Below are 18,515 nucleotides of genomic sequence, written 5' to 3' on the forward strand. Positions count from 1 at the left end.
GATGAGCGCGGGCGATGTGGCGGCGCGGTTCGACATGACCAGGCCGACCATGTCGCACCATGTTGCGGTGCGCAAGGCGGCCGGCCTGATCACCAGCCGGCGCGAGGGACAGACCATCTGGTATGCGCTCGACACCACGGCGCTCGACGACGTGCCGGCCTGGTCGATGACATGGCGCGCGGCGCCAGCGAAGATAAACGATGAAAAAACGTTGTATCGTGCCCTGCCTGGCGGCCATGCTGCTGAGCTTGGGCATGGTGGCCTGTTCCATGCGGAGCTGCCGGCACCCATCCCGGGTGGCGGCCGGTTCAGTCCTTCAGCACCTGTTCGAGCCTCCGCGCCAGGAACTCCACCAGCGCCGCCACCCGCGGCGCGAGCGATCCCTGCCGATAGAACACCGCCCACACCGGCTGGGTCCAGGGCAGCGTGTCCTGTTCCAGCACCGGCACCAGCCGCCCGGCCGCCACGTCGGCGTGCGTCAGGAAATCCGATAGCGAGGCGATGCCGGCCCCGGCCAGCGCCAGATGGCGCACCGTCTCGCCGCTCGAGGCGCTGATGGCCGGCGCCACCGTCCATCCCTCGCCGTGCGCATGGCGCAGCGGCCAGGTATTGAGCGCGGCCGGCGCCGTGAAGCCGAGCGTGCGATGCGCCGTCAAGGCCTCGGCGCTGGCGGGCGTGCCGTGGCGCTCCAGGTAGGACGGCGCGGCCAGCACCCGCAGGCGCGAGCTGCCCAGGTGGCGCGCGTTCAGGGTCGAATCGGGCAGCGCGCCGATGCGGATCGCCAGGTCGGCCCGTTCCTCGATCAGGTCGACATAGGTCTCGCCGCTGACCAGTTCGAGCTGCACCAGCGGATACGCGTCCAGGAAGGCCGGCAGCAGCGGCGCCAGCAGGTGGTCGAGTGCCGGCGTGGCCGCATTCACCCGTACCAGGCCGGCCGGCTGCGAACGGCGCGCCGCCGCCTCGGCCTCGGTATTGGCCAGCTCGGCCAGCAGGCTGCGCGCCCGGCCCAGCAGCCAGCTGCCTTCCTCGGTCAGCTGCAGGCGCCGCGTCGTGCGGCGCATCAGGCTCATGCCCAGGTGCTCTTCCAGGCGCGAGATCGTGCGCGACACGCCGGAAGGCGTTTGCCCCAGGCGCTCGGCTGCCTTGGAAAACGAGCCCGCATCTATGACCGCGGAGAATGCAATCAAGGCCTCGATATCGATCATTTATGACTCCACGTCAAAAGTGAATTGTAGGGCAAGCCCTGTTTCCGTGCGCGCCGGACGGGCACACTGCGTGGCCTGGATCAAGCACTTCAAAGGAAAAACCATGCCACTCGCCCTCTGGGCGCTCACGCTGAGCGCCTTCGCCATCGGCACGACCGAGTTCGTGATCGTCGGCCTCATTCCCACCATCGCCGCCAGCCTGCACGTGTCGGTGCCGTCCGCCGGCCTCCTGGTGAGCCTGTATGCGCTCGGCGTCGCCGTCGGCGCGCCGGTGCTGACCGCCCTCACCGCCCGCGTGCCGCGCAAGCGACTGCTGCTCGCCCTCATGCTGCTTTTCACCATCGGCAACCTGGTGGCCTGGATGGCGCCCGGCTATGCGGCGCTGATGGCCGCGCGCGTGCTGACCGGCCTCGCGCACGGCGTGTTCTTCGCGATCGGCTCCACCATCGCCACCAGCCTGGTGCCGAAGGAAAAAGCCGCCAGCGCGATCGCGCTGATGTTCACCGGCCTGACCGTGGCCCTGGTCACCGGGGTGCCGCTCGGGACCTTCATCGGCCAGCATTTCGGCTGGCAGGCGACCTTCCTGGCCGTCTCCCTGCTGGGCGTGGTGGCCATGGCGGGCAGCTGGATCCTGGTGCCGGCCGATATCGCCGCCAGCCCTCCGGCGAGCCTCGTGACCCAGCTGGCGGTATTGAAGAAGCCGCGCCTGCTCCTGGTATACGCGATGACCACGCTCGGCTACGGCGGTTCCTTCATCGCCTTCACCTACCTGGCGCCGATCCTGCAGGAGGTCTCGGGTTTTGCCGCGTCCAGCGTGAGCCTGGTGATGCTGGTGTACGGCGTCTCGGTGGCGGCCGGGAACATCTGGGGCGGCCGGCTGGCCGACCGCAAGGGACCGCTGCCGGCCTTGCAGATCGTGTTCGCGCTGCTGGCCCTGGTGCTGCTGGTGCTGGGCTTCGCCGCCCCCAACAAATGGCTGGCATTGGCCACCGTGCTGGCCTGGGGCGCGGTCGCCTTCGGCAACGTGCCGGGCCTGCAGGTGTATGTGGTGCAGCGCGCCGGGCGCGATGCGCCGCAGGCGGTGGATGTGGCATCCAGCCTGAACATCGCCGCCTTCAACGTCGGGATCGCCCTGGGCGCCTGGGGCGGGGGCCTGATCGTCGCGCGGTTCGGACTGCTGGCCACGCCCTTGACCGGCGCCGTGGTCGTCGCCGGCGCCTTCCTGCTCACCACACTGGCGCGCCGGCTCGACAGCCGCGACGGATTGCCGGCCAAGCCTGTCCTGGACAGCGCGGTCGCCATCCACTGATAGTGTTCGCGCGTGCGCGCCATGGAAGTCCCATGGCGCACAGACTATTCATCCAGTTCAGGATAGTGACGGAAGATCCCGTTCTGGTTGTACGGGATGCGCCGCGGCGAGGCCAGGTAGGCCGCGATGTTCGGCCTTGCCGCCACCCGTGCGTGCAGCGCCGCCAGGGCCGGGTACTCGCCTTCGAGGCGCTTCATGGCGTTCGGGAAGGCGTAGCGCAGGCCGTCGACCACCTGGAACAGCGACAGGTCGGCGTAGCTCGGCCTGTCGCCCGCCAGCCAGTCGCGCGGCATGGGATTGGTGAGCAGGCGCGAGAAATAGCCGAAGAATTTGGGCAGGCGCGTCTCGACCAGGTCGGCGGCGCGCCGCTGCGCTTCCGGCTTCTGGTCTTCGTAGTAGAGCGAGGTGGAAATCGGGTGGTGGGTATCGTGGATCTCGGCCACCAGGTCGGCGATGGTCAGCTGCAGCTGGTGCACCCACAGCCGGCCAGGATCGGAGCGCGGCGCCAGGCCATGGCGCTCGCCCAGGTAGAGCAGGATGTTGGCGACCTGCCCGATGGTCGCCTCGCCGGCGCGCAGGAAGGGCGGCGCGAAGGCCGGCTGGCTGCCACTCTCGAGCGCCGCCAGCATGAGCTCCATGCCGCCTTCGCGGCGTGCCACGTCGACGTAGTCGGCCCCCGCTTCCTCCAGCGCCAGCCTCACGAATTCGCCACGGCCCTGGATGCCGGGCCAGTAGAACAGTTCATACGCCATCTCCGCCTCCGCTGTCTTTCGGTGTGCGGCAATTATCGGGGAGGATCCGGAAGCATGGCGCGCCAAACATGGTAACCTTGTCTGCATGCCAGGCGAAAACGACAAGTCGCACGAGCGACGCCACGCCAAGATTGAGAGAGACAACATGAATGCCCTCGCGACCAGCGCTTCCATGCAGCTCCCCGCTTTGCCGCACTCCCCCTCCGTCATGCGCTTTTCCCCCTGCCCGGCAGGCGGCGGCTAGCCGCGCCCTGCCCGCCTTGACGGCGGGCCCCGAAGATAAAGACAGTGGCGCCGAGGCGGCGCCGCACAACTTTACGCCGACTGGGAGCAACGCATGATACTGGCCCACCTGTCCTCCTCCTGGCGCGCACGGCGCCGCCAGCACCCGCCCGCCGCCTGGGTGCTGGGCGTCCTGCGCAGCCTGCGCGTACTGCGCTACTGGCGCGAACACCAGGCCCTGTGCCGCCTCGACCTGGTGCGCCGCCACCTGGCCGGCGCCCCGGGCGCGGACCTGTTCCGCCACCTGAGCCAGCGCAGCTACCTGGCGCGCGGCCTGAGCGTACGCGAGCGCGTACAGAGCGTGCTGGCGCACTACCGCTTCGAGGACGCCCGCTTCGGCGGCGCCTACCACCAGGCCGTGCATGGTGGCAGCGGCCTCACGCTGTGGCGGCACGAAGTGGCGCTGGACCACGGTCACCACGTGTTCAGCCTGCGCCTGCAGGCGCCGCCGCGCGGCCTGGCCGAGGGCGAAGGCGGCCTGGCGATCTCGCTGCTGGCCGACGGCAGGCTGCTGCACCGCCTGTCCTACAGCTGGGTCGATGGCGCGCTGGCCGGCGCCGGCCTGCCCACCGTGCCCTTCATCACGGGCAACGATGGGCGCTGGCACGATGCGGGCGCCGCCTTCGCCGCCTTCGAGCAGGCCTTCCCCAACAATTCGCCCAGCTTCTTCTGCTTCGCTGCCCTGCAGGGCCTGGCTCAGGCGCTGGGCATCGTCCAGGTGGCGGCAATCAAGTGCGCCGAGCGGGTCACCGGCGATGCGCGCGACCCGCAACAGGCCGAAAGCGCCTACGACGGCTTCTGGCGCATCCTGGGCGGGGTCGAGCAGCCAGGCCGCGCTTACCTGATCCACCTGCCCTTCTACCTCAAGCCGCTGGCCGACATGCCGTCCAGGCACCGCAAGCGCGCCGCCCAGCGCCGCGCATGCTGGCGCGCCATCGGCGACGCCGCCCGCGGCACGCTGCTGCGCCACCTGGCGCCGGCCGCGCGCCCGCGCACCGAGGCGCAGGCCGCGCCGGCCACCGCACAGGCCTGAGCGGCGCCTGCCGCGGGTCCCGGCCTTCGGCACCTGCCGCGGGTCCCTGCCGCGGGTCCCTGTTTTCGGCATCGGCCCTTGCCACATTCACCACGCCCGCCCGGGACCGTGGTACACTCGCGCCTCGCTAGGGGTCCTGGCGCGCGCGAACAGCGCGCCGCCGGGTGAGAGATACCCTTCGTACCTGATCTGGATAATGCCAGCGAAGGAAAGCGCAACGCAGTTCCCATCCTTGTTTGCCCTTCCCCCACGTTGGCTCCGGCTTTTTCTATCAAAAGCAGCGCGCCCTGTCCGACGTGGCGCGCGAAAACGAGCAAACCATGACTTTCAAGCTGAAGCAATCCCTCCTCGCCTGCGCCATCGTGCAGGCCTTCTCCAGCGCCGCCTTGGCGCAGCAGTCTGAGCCCGTGGCCTCGGTGGTGGTCACCGGCAGCCGCGGCCCCGGCAGCGAACGCGCCACCATCGGCGGCTTCGGCGACGCCCCGCTGCTCGATACCCCGGCCGCGATCACCGCGATCGACCGCGCCCAGATGCTCGATCTGTCGATCCGCAACGTCACCGACGCGGCGCGCTTCGACGCCTCGGTGGGCGACGCCTACAACGCGGTCGGCTATGCCGAGCAGTTCTCGGTGCGCGGCTTCGCCCTCGACAACGCCAGCAGCTACCGCAAGGACGGCATCGCGATTCCCGCCGACACCCAGATTCCGCTCGAGAACAAGGAGCGCATCGAGGTGCTGCGCGGCCTGGCGGGCCTGCAGGCCGGCGTGGCGGCGCCGGGCGGCATGGTCAACTTCGTCACCAAGCGCCCGACCAGTGCGCCGCTGCGCTCCGCGCTGTTCGAGGTGAGCGAACGCGGCACCGTGCACGGCTCGCTCGACCTGGGCGGACGCTTCACGGACCGCCGCTTCGGCTACCGGATCAATGCCGCCGCCGAAGACCTGAAATCCTACGTGCGCCGCGCCGACGGCGAGCGCCAGTTCGTCTCGGCCGCCTTCGACTGGCAGGTGACGCCGGACGCGCAGCTGGCGCTCGACCTCGACCACCAGCACCGGTCCCAGGTCACGGCGCCGGGCTACCAGCTGCTGCGCAACGAGGTCCTGCCGACCGGCGTGTCGCCGAAGACCCTGCTCAACGACCAGCCCTGGACCAGGCCGGTGGAAACGGACAGCAGCAACCTGGGCCTGCGCCTCGACTACCGTGTGGATGCGGACTGGAACGCGCAGGTCAGCGCCAACAAGCACTGGTTCAAGCGCGACGACTACACCGCCTTCCCCTACGGCTGCAGCTACGAGGGCGACGGCTTCTATCCAGGCTACTGTTCGAACGGCGACTTCGACGTCTACGACTACCAGAGCACGGGCGAGCGCAAGACCCCATGGGGCATGCAGGCCATGCTGCAGGGCCGCTTCGCCACCGGCGCGGTGCGCCACCGGCTGACCGTCGGCGCCGCGCTCTCCGAGCGCCACGACAGCTACGGCGAATATGTCTATGACGGGGTCGGCTACAGCAACATCTGGAATCCGCGCGTGGTGGACCCGGTCGCCCCCGATCGCCGCACCGGCCCGGTGATGGAGCGCCGCACCGACCGCGAGACGGCCCTGTTCGCGCAGGACGTCCTGAGCCTGAACGACGCGCTCACGCTGCACGCCGGCCTGCGCTGGGTGAAGCTCAAGCGCGACGAGCTGGACGACCTGGAACAGGGCTGGGTGCATGCCCAGGACAGCTTCGTGCTGCCGAGCGTGGCGCTGGTCTACAAGCCGGCGCCGTACTTAAGCCTGTATGGTTCGCTGAGCCACGGCCTGCAGCACGGCGGCATCGCCGAGATGGGCACCGAGAACGAAGGCAGCGTACTGCCGCCCGGCCGCGCGAAGCAGGTCGAACTGGGCGCCAAGGGCGTGCTGAACCGCGCGATGACGGTGTCCGCGGCCGTGTTCGACATCCGCCAGGGCCTGGAATATGTCAACGAGGCCAACTACCTGGTGCGCGCCGGCCGCCAGCGCCACCGCGGACTCGAGTTCGCGGCCCAGGGCCGGCTGGACGCCCGCCTGCAATACAGCCTGTCACTGATGGCGCTGCAGGCCAGGCAGACCGGCACCGGCGACGCCAGCGTCGAAGGCAAGCGCGTGACCAACGTGCCGCAGCTGCGTTCCACCGCCTGGGTCGAATACGCAGTGCCGGCCGTGGCAGGGCTGAAGCTGGACGCGACCTGGCAGTACGCGGGCAGCAAGGCCTTCGATCCGGAGAACCGCGCCATCGTCCCGGCCTACCACGTGGCCGCGCTGGGCGGGTCCTATGCCCTGCGCGTCGGGAACGTCGGCGCCGTGCTGCGCGCGCGCGTGGACAACCTGTTCGACAGGTTCTACTGGCGCGACGTGTCCCAGTCGCTGGGCGGCTACCTGCTGCCGGGCGCCCCGCGCACCTTCCGGGTGTCGGCCCAGTTCGACTTCTGAACCGGCTGGCATCGGCATCACGCCGATGCCAGCAGCGCCTGCACCCGCCGCAGGCGCTGTTCCAGGTCCCCTTCCAGCAGCACGTACGCGATCTGCCTGCGCGCGAGCGTCTCGACCAGCATCGCGTGCACCTGCTGGCGCACGGCCTCCGATTCGCGCTGCAGGCCATCGGGCTCCCACGGGCCGTCCGGTGCCGTGACCAGGGTCCAGGCGTAGTCGTGACGGCGGTCCAGCTCGGCCAGCTGCGGATCGACCCGCCCCCAGTACTGGCGGCTGTACAGCGCCGTCATCAGGGGCGTGGTATCGCAGAACAGGAAGCGCCTGGCCTGCGCCGCCGCTTCGTCCTCGCGCGCACGCTGGGCCAGCGCGATCGGATACTGGTCGCGTTCGAAGGGCACGCGCCCGTGGGTATCGACGAACTCGCGCAGGTATTCCGGCACCCACACGGTGCCATAATGCCGCGCCAGCGCCTCGCACAGGGTCGACTTGCCGGACGATTCCGCGCCCAGCACCGCCACCCGCCGTACCGGCCCCTCCACGACCGCTGCGCTCACGCATCCCTCCGCGCGATGTTCGACCAGGCGCGCCAGCCGGTCCAGGCCAGCACCACGAACACGGCGTACAGGATGGCGGTCAGGTAGAGGTCCTTGTACACATACAGGCCGACATAGAGCACGTCCACCACGATCCAGACCAGCCAGTTCTCGACCTTCTTGCGGCCCAGCAGGAGCTGGCCGAGCAGGCTGCCCGCGGTCAGGAAGCCGTCCGCGTGCGGCACGTCGGTATCGGTGAGGTGGTCGAGGAACTGGGACAGCAGCACGAAACCGATCGCCCAGCCGGCGATGGCCCAGCCCCAGCCGCCGCGCTTGCAGCGCGTCACCACCAGCGGCTGCTCGCCGGCGCCGTGCAGCCACTGGTACCAGCCCCACACCGAGGCCGCGATGAACACGAACTGCAGGCCCATGTCGCCATACAGCCTGGCCTCGAAGAACACCCCCGCATAGGTGGCCGAGGAGACGATCGAGAACAGCCAGGCCCAGTGCTTCTGGCGGATGTTGAGCAGCACGGTGGTCGCCGCCAGCAGGAAGGAGACGAGTTCCAGCGGGGTGGTGCTGAAACCGAGGACGGCAAGCGGTTCGTTCATGCGCGGCAGGAAGGGAGGATGTCAGGTCAACAGGCGATTATGGGAGGTGGCGCGCGAATCCGCAAGCTGCGCGGGCATCTCCTCCCGCGGCGCCCCGGCCAGGCCGGGCCAGCAAGCGAAACAGGGCGAGCTGCTGCTCGAACTGCCCGGCAGTTCAGTCCTCATCTATCTATCCGGTTGACTGCGCCATAAAAAACACCGCGCCGGGATCGCTCCCTGGCGCGGTGTCGTCGACGGCGTACCGGATTACTTCTTCGGATACTTGATCGTCATTTCCTTCAGCAGGTTGTCGGCCCCGTCGACTTCCTTCATCAGCCACAGCATGTAACGGATGTCGACGTGGATAGCGCGCGTGATCACCGGGTCGAAATACCAGTCCTTGGTGATCGATTCATAGGTCGAATCGAAGTTCAGGCCCACCAGTTCGCCGCGCTTGTTCATGATGGCCGAACCGGAGTTGCCGCCGGTGGTGTCGGCGCTCGACAGGAAATTGACCGGCACCGTGCCCAGCACCGGGTCCTTGAACACGCCGTAGCGCTTGGCCTTGATCGCTTCCAGCAGCGGGGCCGGAGCGATGAACGGGTCCTTGTTGGTGGCTTTCTCGACGATGCCCTCCACCGTCGTGAACGGGCCCTTCACCAGGCCGTCGCGCGGCGAATACGGCGCCACGGTGCCGAAGGTCACGCGCAGCGTCGAGTTGGCGTCCGGGTAGACCGGCTTGCCCTGCGACTTCTTCCAGGCGATGACGGCCGCCATGTACTGCGGAATCACGCGTTCCAGGTTGCCGTCGATCTCGTTGCGGCGGTTCTCCAGCGCCATGCCGGTCTCGTGCAGGCGCACCGCGAGCTGGATGAACGGGTCGCCGGATTTGCGGAAGGCATCCGGATCCTTGCCGATCCAGGCCAGGCGCCTGGCGGTGTCGGCCAGCTCGGTGGTCCTGTACATGGCGTTGATCGCGGTCGGCGCCGGCAGCAGTGCGTCCAGGCCCTGCGGGTGCAGCCTGGCGTCGATGCGGGCGTAGCGCGCCAGCGCGGCGCCCCAGCGCGCTTCGTCCACCTGCGGCACGAAGGATTGTTCGAGGCGGGTCAGGCGCGCCTTGATGAAGGACAGGTCGCGTTCCTGGTAGCCGGCTTCGCGCTGGGCGTCCGGCTTCTGGCGCTCGAGCGCCAGACGGTACAGCGAACGGGCGCTCTTGAGCAGGTCGCTGTGGGTCGCTTCAAGCCAGGCGCCTTCCTGGCGCGAGGCAGCCATGTCCTGCGCGATCACGCTGTCCAGTTCACCCAGCAGGTTCTTCGAGGCGCTGCCGCCATTCGCCTTGTGCCAGGCGCGGAACCCGGCGTCCTGCACGTCCTTGATGGCGGCGATGTCCTTGCGCGCGAAACCGTCCAGCAGGCCCTGGGTCTTCTTCAGCACGTTGTTCAGGCTCTTGGCCACGCTGGCGTAGCGCACGTCCCAGGCCGGGTTGCCCATGGTGGCGGCCGAGATCACCGACAGGTCGGCGGTGATTGCCGCCACCTTGCCGGGGAAGTCGACGTCGCGCGCGAAGCGGATCTCGCTCGGCAGCTTGTAGCGGCTGGTGCGGCCCGGATAGCCGGCCAGCAGGATCGGATCGCCGTTCTTCAGTCCCTCGGCGGACACCACCAGGAAGTCCTTCGACTTGTACGGCACGTTGTCCGGCGACGGGTCGGCCGGACGGCCGTCCTTGCCGACATACGCGCGCAGGAAGGAATAGTCGCCGGTCTGGCGCGGCCATTCGTAGTTGTCGATGTCGCCGCCGAAGTTGCCGATGCGGTCGGACGGCGCGTACACCAGGCGCACGTCGCGGATCATCAGCTGCTTGATGCGGTAGTACTCGAGGCCGCGGTGGAAGGCCGGCACCGAGCAGCGTGCCGATTTGTCGGTCTCGCACTCGGCCACCAGCGCCTTGATGCGCGACTCCACCAGTTCGTGGCGCTCGCGGCCCGACAGGTTCGGCGCCAGGCCCTTGAGCACGCGGTCGGTGACGTTCTCCACCTTCTCGGTGACGTAGACCAGGGTGTTCGGGCCGCCCGGCAGTTCCTCGGCACGGGTCTTGGCCAGGAAGCCGTTGACGATGTAATTCTTCTCCGGCGTCGAATTGCGCTGGATGGCGCTGTAGGCGCAGTGGTGGTTGGTGACGATCAGGCCATCGGGCGAGACGAAGGAGGCCGAGCAGCCGCCCAGCGACACCATCGCACTCATCGGATGCTTGGTGAGGTCGGCCAGCTTCTCGGCCGGCATGGTGATGCCGATGCGCTTCAGTTCGGATTTGAGTTGCGGCAGCTGGTGCGGCTGCCACTGGCCCTCGTCGGCCATGGCGGCGCCCGCGGCGCCCAGGAGGGCGACGGGCAGTACGATCGATTTGAACAAGGTGAACCCCGGATGAGTAAAAAAGGCAGTCCGGAGTATAGCTTTCTTGTATCTGTGGCGGGTCGTTTTTTGGCGTATTGACGGGCGCGCCGCCACGCCCGCCTCCTCTGGTTGCCGCCCTTATTGCCCCGCGCGCCAGCCACCGCCCAGTGCCTGGATCAGCGCCACCGCCGCCGCCTGGCGGTCGGCCTGCGCCTGTACCAGCGAGCGCCGCGCATTCAGTGCCGTGGCCTGGGCCTGCACCACTTCGGAGTAGCTCACCTGCCCCGCGCGGTAGCGGTTCATGATCTGCTGCTCGACCTTGTCGGCCGCCTCGGAGGCCACCTGGCGCAGCGCCTGCTGCTGTTCCAGCACGCGCACCGCGGTCAACCCGTCCTCGACCTGGCCGAAGGCGTTCAGCACCGTCTGGCGGTAGCGCGCCACCGCGGCCTGGTGGCGCGCCTCGGCACCCGCCACGCTGGCCCGGGTGGCGCCGGCATTGAAGATGGCCTGGGCGGCCGACAGGCCGAAGGACCAGGCCGCGTTCGAGGCCGAGAACAGGTCGCCCACCCGGCTGCCGCCCGTACCCAGCGAGGCCGACAGGCCGATGTTCGGGAAGTAGGCCGAGCGCGCGATGCCGATCTCCGCGTTGGCGGCCGCCACGTCGCGCTCGGCGGCGGCGATGTCGGGACGGCGCTGCAGCAGCAGCGAGGGCACGCCGACCGGCACCGCCGGTACCGAGGCGCGCCAGTCGGGCAGCGCGGCCAGCGCGAACCCGGCAGGCGCCCGTCCTACCAGGATCGCGATCGCATGCTCGAACTGGGCGCGCTGGCGGGCAAGGCCAAGGGCGTCGTTGCGCGCGCTGGCCAGCTGGGTCTGGGCCTGCAGCACGTCGGTGCGGGCGACGATGCCAACATTGAAGCGGTTCTCGGTAATGCGCAGCTCGCGCTCGTAGCCGGCGATGGTGCGCCCCAAGAGCGCGCTCTGGGCATCGAGCGCGCGCAGGGCGAAGTAGTTGGCGGCCAGCTCGCCCTGGGCCGACAGGCGCGCGCTGGCCAGGTCCGCGGCGCTGGCATCAAGGCCCGCCTGGGCGCTGGTGACGCCGGCGCGCAGGCGCCCCCATACGTCGGGTTCCCAGCTGCCGCCCAGGTTCAGGCGGTAGGAGCTATCGGCGCCCTGCCCGCGCACGCCGGAACGGTCGGCGCCCAGGTTCAGGTTCACGCTCGGGAACAGCGCGGCGCGCTGCTGCTGGACCAGGGCCCGCGCCTGAGCATAGTTGGCCACCGCCAGCGCCACGTTCTGGTTCGAGACGTCCACGCTCGCCGCCAACCCGTCCAGCACCGGATCGCCGAACAGCTGCCACCAGGGGCCGCGCTCGAGCGCGTCGGCGGGCGCGGCCGGCACCCAGCCCTCGGCCTCCTTGAAGGCCGCCGGCTCCGGCGTGCCGGGGACCTGGTAGGCGGGGCCGACGGCGCAGCCGGCTGCCAGGCTGGCGGCCAGAGCGAGGATGGTCAGGCGGATGATGGCGTGGATTCGCATGGGTATCATGGCTGTACGGTATTCGGATAGGCGGCATCGCCACCCTCGGCATGGCGGGTCAGTTCGTGCTCGTTGGGCTTTTTTGTGCGCAGCTTGTCGAGCAGGACGTAGACCACCGGCGTGGTGAGCAGGGTCAGGAGCTGGCTGGCGACCAGGCCGCCGATGATGGCGATGCCGAGCGGGCGGCGCAGCTCGGAGCCTTCCCCAAAGCCGATCGCCAGCGGCAGCGCGCCCAGGGCGGCGGCCAGGGTGGTCATCAGGATCGGGCGGAAGCGCAGCAGGCAGGCTTCGCGCACCGCGGCGGTCGCAGACATGCCGCGCGCGCGCTCGGCCTCCAGCGCGAAGTCGATGATCAGGATCGCGTTCTTCTTGACGATGCCGATCAGGAGGAAGACCCCGATCAGGGCGATGATCGAGAACTCCATGTCGAACATCAGCAGCGCCAGCACGGCGCCCACCCCGGCCGAGGGCAGCGTGGACAGCACCGTCACCGGATGCACCAGGCTCTCGTACAGGATGCCGAGCACGATGTAGATGACCACGATGGCGGCCAGGATCAGCATGGGCTGCTCGTCGGACGATTCCTGGGCGGCGCGCGCCGTGCCCTCGAAGCTGCCGCGTACGTTCGACGGCATCGCGATGTCGGCTTCGGCCTGCTTGACGGCGTTCTGGCCGTCTTCCAGGTTGTAGCCGTCGGCCAGGTTGAACGACACCGTGGTCGCCAGCTCGCCGTCCTGGTGGTTGACCGAGGTCGGGGTGGAGCTCTCGGCGAAGCTGGCCAGGGCCATCAGCGGCACCATGGTGGTGGCGCTGGATGACAGGGCCGCACCGCTGGCCGGGTCGCGCGCGGCGGTCAGGTTGGACGAAGCGGACGACGCACCGGATGCGCCGCCGGAAGCCTGTGCCCCTGCAGCGCCGCCGCCACCTCCACGTGCCGGCACATACACGTCGCGCAGGGCTTCCGGCGACTGGGCGTAGCGCTGGGCCACGCCCATGATCACCCGGTACTGGTTCAGCTCATCGTAGATATTGGCCACCTGGCGCTGGCCGAAGTTGTTGTACAGCGCATTGTTGACGTCGCGCGTGCCGACGCCGAGGCGCGCCGCGGTGTCCTTGTCGATGGTGACGAAAGTCTCGACCCCGTTCTCGGCCTGGTCGGTGTCGACGTCGACCAGGGCCGGCTGGCGCTTCATCGACTCGGCCAGGCGCGTGGCCCACTGCTTCAGGTCGGCCGCATTGTCGCTCTTCAGGGTGTACTGGTAGGTCGAATTGCTGGAACGGCCGCCCATGCGCAGGTCCTGCACCGGGTTCAGGAAGATCGACACGCCGGTCACGCGCGCCATCCGGGGGCGCAGGCGCGCGATCACGGCCTGGCCGGTGTCGCCCTTGGCGCGCTCGGCGACCGGCTTGAGGTTGATGAACATGAAGCCGCCGCCGGCGCGCCCGCCGCCGGTAAAGGCGACCACCGTGTCCACCGCCGGGTCGCGCTTGATGATGTTCACCAGCTGGCGCAGCTTGTCCTGCATGGCCTGGAACGAGATGCTCTGGTCGGCGCGGATGCCGCCATTGAGCTGGCCCGTGTCCTGTTGCGGAAAGAAACCCTTGGGCGCGGCGCTGAACAGGTAAACGTTCAGCGCCACCACGAAGCCGAGGATCAGCATCACCAGCAGCTTGCTGGCGAGCGCCCAGTCGAGCGCGTGCTCGTAGCCGCGCAGCACCTTGCCGAAGCCCCGCTCCGACCAGCGCGCGAGCACGCCGGGTTTCTTCTCCTTGTCTTCCTTGCGCAGCAGCCAGGCGCACATCATGGGCGTGGTGGTCAGCGAGATCACCAGCGAGATCATCACCGCCGCCGACAGGGTGACCGCGAACTCGCGGAACAGGCGCCCCACCTGCCCGCCCATGAACAGCAGCGGAATGAACACCGCCACCAGCGACAGCGAGATCGACAGTACCGTGAAGCCGACCTCGCGCGCACCCAGCAGGGCCGCCTTCATGCGGTCCATGCCCGCTTCGATGTGGCGCGCCGTGTTTTCCAGCACCACGATGGCGTCGTCGACCACGAAGCCGGTCGCCACCGTCAGCGCCATCAGCGACAGGTTGTTCAGGCTGAAGCCCAGCAGGTACATGACGCCGAAGGTGCCCAGCAACGACACGATGGTGGCCACCGCCGGGATGATGGTGGCGCGCACGCTGCGCAGGAACACGCTGACCACCAGTACCACCAGCAGGATCGACAGCACCAGGGTGAATTCGATCTCATGCAGCGAGGAGCGGATCGAATTGGTGCGGTCCGAGGCCACCTGCAGGGTGACGTCGCCAGGCAACTGGGCCTGCAGCGTCGGCAGCAGCGCGCGCACGCCGTCCACAGTCTCGATGACGTTGGCGTCCGGCTGGCGCGTCACCAGGACGATGACCGCCGGCTCGCCGTTGAACAGGCCGAGCGTGTTGACGTTCTCGACCCCGTCGATGACCTCGGCCACGTCGCGCAGGCGGATCGCCGCGCCGTCGCGCCAGGCCACGACCAGGTCGCGGTAGTCGGCCGCCAGCGGGCGTCCGCTGTTCGCGGCCCCGGCCGGCTGTGAATAGATCTGGAAGCGGTTGCCCGCGCCTTCGATCGCCCCCTTGGGACGGTTGGCGTTGGTGGACTGGATCGCGGCGCGCACGTCCTCGCTCGACAGGCCGACCTTGTTGAGCGCGTAGGGCAGCAGCTCGACGCGCACCGCCGGCAGCGAGCCGCCGCCGATTTCCACTTCGCCCACGCCTTTCACCTGGGCCAGGCGCTGCTGCACCAGGTTCGACACCGATTCATAGATCTGGCCGGGCGAGCGCGTCCTGGAGGTGAGCGCCAGGATGATCACCGGCGCGTCGGACGGATTGGCCTTGCGGTAGGTCGGGTTGCTGCGCAGGGTGGCCGGCAGGTCGGCGCGCGAGGCATTGATCGCGGCCTGCACTTCGCGCGCGGCCGAGTCGATCTTGCGGTTCAGGTCGAACTGCAGGCTGACCCGGGTCGAGCCGTTGCCGCTGTTCGAGGTCATTTCGTTCACGCCCGCGATCACGCCCAGCCTGCGCTCCAGCGGCGTGGCCACGCTCGATGCCATGGTTTCCGGGCTCGCGCCTGGCAGCGAGGCCGACACCGAGATGGTCGGGTAATCCACCTGCGGCAATGGCGACACCGGCAGCACGAAGAAGGCCGCGATGCCGGCCAGCGCCAGGCCGATCGTCAGCAGGACGGTCGCGATCGGGCGCTCGACGAAGGGGCGCGACAGGTTCATGCGCCGACCCTCTCCGGCTTGTTCGGCGCTTTACCCGTCCGGCGCTGCGCCAGGCGATCAAACGCGAGGTAGATCACCGGCGTGGTAAACAGGGTCAGGAGCTGGCTCACGATCAGGCCGCCGAAGATCGCCAGGCCCAGCGGGCGGCGCAGCTCGGCGCCCTCGCCCGTGCCCAGCATCAGCGGCACGGCGGCGAACAGCGCGGCCAGCGTGGTCATGATGATCGGGCGGAAGCGCAGCAGCGCGGCCTGGCGGATCGCGTCGAGCGGCGACTTGCCTTGGTCGCGCTCGGCCTCGATCGCGAAGTCGATCATCATGATCGCGTTCTTCTTGACGATGCCGATCAGGAGGATGATGCCGATGATGCCGATCACGCCCAGCCCCTGCCCGGTCACCCACAGGGCCAGCAGCGCGCCCACGCCGGCCGAAGGCAGCGTGGACAGGATGGTGAGCGGATGCACATAGCTCTCGTACAGCACGCCCAGCACGATGTAGACGCAGACCACGGCCGCCAGGATCAGCCACAGCTGGTTCGACAGCGAGGCCTGGTAGGCGCCGGAGGCGCCGAGGAAGGTCATGCTTACCGCGTTCGGCATCCTGATCTCTTCGGCGGCTGCGCGGATCGCGTCCACCGCGGTGCCGAGCGAGACGCCCGGTGCGGTGTCGAAGCCGACGGTGGCGGCCGGGTACTGGGCCACGTGGGTGACCTGCAGCGGCGCTTCGGCTTCGCGGATGGTGGCCACCGCGGACAGCGGGGTCGGCTGGCCGGAAGCCGTACGCAACTGTAGCCGGGACAACGCCGCCAGGGACATCGCTTCATCCTGCCGGGCCTCGAGGATCACGCGGTACTGGTTGGTCTCGGTGAAGATGGTCGAGACGATGCGCTGCCCGAAGGCGCTATAGAGGGCGTCGTCGATCGAGGCCGCCGTAATGCCAAGGCGCGAAGCAGTATCGCGGTCGATGTCGATGTAGGCGGCGCTGCCGCGCGCGCCGGCGTCGGTGGTGGCGTTGCGCACCTCCTTCGTGTTCGCCAACCGGGCTACCAGTTTCCTCGCCCATTCGTTCACGGTGGCGCTGTCGGCCCCCTCGATCGACAGGCGGTACTGGGTCGGGCCGCTCTCGGCGTCGATGGTCAGGTCCTGGGTCGGCTGCAGGAACATGCTGACGCCGGCCACGCTGGCCACCCTGCTGCGCAGCCGGTTCATGATCGCTTCCTGGTCGCCGCGCTCATCATCCTTCAGGTTGATCAGCATGGTGCCGTTGTTGAGCATGGTGTTGTTGGCCGCGTCCACGCCCACGTAGGAGCTGAGCGAGGCGACCGCGGGGTCCTTCAGCACTTCGGCGGCGGCCGCCTGCTGCAGCCTGGCCATCTCGGCATACGAGATCGACTGGCGCGCCTGCAGGCGTGCCTGCAACTGGCCGGTGTCCTGGGTCGGGAACAGGCCTTTCGGGATCACCACCCACAGCAGCGCGGTCAGCACCAGGGTCGCCAGCGCCACCAGCAGGGTCAGGCCCTGGCGCGCCAGCACCCAGCCCAGCGCCACGTCGTATTTCCGGATCACGCGCTCGAAGAAGTCCTGGGATGTTCGCGCGAAGCGGCTGGGGCGCTCGTCTTCATGGCGCTTGAGCCAGCGCGCCGACATCATCGGCACCAGGGTCAGCGACACCACCATCGAGATCAGGATGGTCACGGCGAGGGTCACTGCGAATTCGCGGAACAGGCGGCCGACCACGTCGCCCATGAACAGCAGCGGAATCAGGACCGCGATCAGGGACACGGTCAGCGAGATGATGGTGAAACCGATCTGGGTCGCGCCCTTGAGGCTGGCGGCCATCGTCGTTTCGCCTTCCTCGATGTAGCGCGCGATGTTCTCGATCATGACGATGGCGTCGTCCACCACGAAACCGGTGGCGATCGTCAGCGCCATCAGCGACAGGTTGTTCAGGCTGTAGCCCATCAGGTACATGATGCCGAAGGTGCCGACCAGCGAAATCGGCACGGCCAGGCTGGCGATCACGGTGGCGCGCAGGCTGTGCAGGAAGGCGAAGATCACCAGCACCACCAGTACCACGGCCAGCAACAGCTCGATCTGCACGTGCTTGACCGAGGCGCGGATACCGGCGGTGCGGTCGCTCAGCACGTCCATGCGCACCGAGCTAGGTAAGCCGGCCTGCAGCTCCGGCAGGCGCTCCTTGATGCCGTCCACGGTGGCGATCACGTTGGCGCCCGGCTGGCGCTGCACGTTCAGGATGATGGCCGGCTTCATGTTGGCCCAGGCGCCGATGCGCACGTTCTCGGCGCTGTCGACCACGCGCGCCACATCTTTCAAGCGCACCGGGGCGCCATTGCGGTAACTGACGATCAGGTCCTGGTAGTCCTCGACCGCCAGCAGCTGGTCGTTGGCATTGATGGCATAGGAACGTGTCGGGCCGTCGAAATTGCCCTTGGCGCTGTTCGCATTGGCCGCCGTGATGGCGGAGCGCAAGCTGTCCAGGCCCAGGCCATAGGAAGCCAAAGCCTCGGTATCGGCCTGGATCCGCACCGCCGGCCGCTGGCCGCCGGATAGCGTCACCAGCCCCACACCCGAGACCTGGCTGATCTTCAGGGCCAGGCGGGTATTGACCAGGTTCTGGACTTCGGTGAGCGGCAGCGTATCGGAGGTGATGGCCAGGGTCAGCACCGGCGCGTCGGCGGGATTGACCTTGGCATAGACCGGCGGTGCCGGCAGGTCGGTCGGCAGCAGCGAGCCGCCGGCATTGATCGCGGCCTGCACTTCCTGCTCGGCCACGTCAAGGGTCTGGCCCAGGCCGAACTGCAGCGTGATGACCGAGACTCCGGAGGCGCTGGTGGAGCTCATGCGCGTCAGGCCAGACATCTGGCCAAACTGGCGCTCGAGGGGCGCGGTGACGGTGCGCGCCATGACTTCCGGACTGGCGCCCGGGTACAGGGTCTGCACCTGGATGGTCGGGAAGTCCACCTGCGGCAGCGCCGACAGCGGCAGGAAGCGGTAGCCGACCAGACCGGACAGCACGATGGCCAGCATCAGGAGGGCCGTTGCGACCGGGCGCTTGATGAAGGGGGCGGAGGGGCTCATTGGATTCTCGCTCGGGCCGCGTCAGTGCAAGCGTGGCCTGGACGCGTGGGCGGGAGACCCGCCCACC

Annotated in this window: 11 protein-coding genes and 1 riboswitch; of the genes, 3 read left to right on the plus strand and 8 right to left on the minus strand. The window is 68.8% G+C overall.

Annotated features, from left to right (window positions below; genetic code table 11):
- Positions 1-308: 308 nt before the first annotated feature.
- Entirely contained in the window at positions 309-1,205 is an 897-nt protein-coding gene (locus LCI23_RS00350) for a LysR family transcriptional regulator (protein ID WP_224942333.1), read from the minus strand.
- A gap of 103 nt (positions 1,206-1,308) precedes the next feature.
- On the opposite strand from LCI23_RS00350, the gene LCI23_RS00355 reads away from it, so the two are divergent.
- Complete coding sequence (locus LCI23_RS00355) at positions 1,309-2,514, plus strand: MFS transporter (protein ID WP_224942335.1); 1,206 nt, start codon at positions 1,309-1,311, stop codon at positions 2,512-2,514.
- A gap of 44 nt (positions 2,515-2,558) precedes the next feature.
- On the opposite strand, the gene LCI23_RS00360 is transcribed toward LCI23_RS00355, so the two are convergent.
- The gene (locus LCI23_RS00360; protein ID WP_224942337.1) at positions 2,559-3,266 is read right to left on the minus strand and encodes a glutathione S-transferase; all 708 of its coding nucleotides are present in this window, start codon (positions 3,264-3,266) and stop codon (positions 2,559-2,561) included.
- 337 nt (positions 3,267-3,603) lie between these two features.
- On the opposite strand from LCI23_RS00360, the gene LCI23_RS00370 reads away from it, so the two are divergent.
- Together LCI23_RS00370 and LCI23_RS00375 are read left to right on the plus strand one after the other, a co-directional pair.
- On the plus strand, positions 3,604-4,581 hold the full coding sequence (locus tag LCI23_RS00370; protein ID WP_268824688.1) for a DUF535 family protein: 978 nt from the start codon (positions 3,604-3,606) through the stop codon (positions 4,579-4,581).
- A gap of 119 nt (positions 4,582-4,700) precedes the next feature.
- Positions 4,701-4,809, plus strand: a riboswitch (TPP riboswitch).
- A 92-nt stretch (positions 4,810-4,901) separates the two neighbouring features.
- The gene (locus tag LCI23_RS00375) at positions 4,902-7,031 is read left to right on the plus strand and encodes a TonB-dependent siderophore receptor (RefSeq protein ID WP_224942339.1); all 2,130 of its coding nucleotides are present in this window, start codon (positions 4,902-4,904) and stop codon (positions 7,029-7,031) included.
- Positions 7,032-7,048: 17 nt separating this feature from the next.
- On the opposite strand, the gene LCI23_RS00380 is transcribed toward LCI23_RS00375, so the two are convergent.
- The 6 genes from LCI23_RS00380 to LCI23_RS00405 form a co-directional block, all read right to left on the minus strand.
- On the minus strand, positions 7,049-7,585 hold the full coding sequence (locus LCI23_RS00380) for an ATP-binding protein (RefSeq protein ID WP_224942341.1): 537 nt from the start codon (positions 7,583-7,585) through the stop codon (positions 7,049-7,051).
- A complete protein-coding gene (pnuC, locus tag LCI23_RS00385) occupies positions 7,582-8,175 on the minus strand; it encodes a nicotinamide riboside transporter PnuC (RefSeq protein WP_224942343.1) in 594 nt (197 codons plus the stop codon). Before pnuC ends, LCI23_RS00380 begins: the two co-directional genes overlap by 4 nt.
- Positions 8,176-8,421: 246 nt before the next feature.
- Positions 8,422-10,563 (minus strand): S46 family peptidase, encoded by a 2,142-nt coding sequence (locus LCI23_RS00390; RefSeq protein ID WP_374041128.1) that lies wholly within the window; start codon positions 10,561-10,563, stop codon positions 8,422-8,424.
- Positions 10,564-10,683: 120 nt separating this feature from the next.
- On the minus strand, positions 10,684-12,081 hold the full coding sequence (locus LCI23_RS00395) for an efflux transporter outer membrane subunit (RefSeq protein ID WP_224942345.1): 1,398 nt from the start codon (positions 12,079-12,081) through the stop codon (positions 10,684-10,686).
- Between the two features lie 5 nt (positions 12,082-12,086).
- A complete protein-coding gene (locus LCI23_RS00400; RefSeq protein ID WP_224942347.1) occupies positions 12,087-15,353 on the minus strand; it encodes an efflux RND transporter permease subunit in 3,267 nt (1,088 codons plus the stop codon).
- Positions 15,350-18,448 carry an efflux RND transporter permease subunit gene (locus LCI23_RS00405; protein WP_224942349.1) on the minus strand — a complete coding sequence of 1,033 codons (3,099 nt, stop codon included), beginning with the start codon at positions 18,446-18,448 and terminating at the stop codon, positions 15,350-15,352. The genes LCI23_RS00400 and LCI23_RS00405 overlap by 4 nt, the downstream gene beginning before the upstream one ends.
- Positions 18,449-18,515 lie beyond the last annotated feature (67 nt).

Source organism: Massilia sp. MS-15 (assembly GCF_020176695.1).
GTDB classification, from domain to species: Bacteria; Pseudomonadota; Gammaproteobacteria; order Burkholderiales; family Burkholderiaceae_D; genus Telluria; species Telluria hydrophila.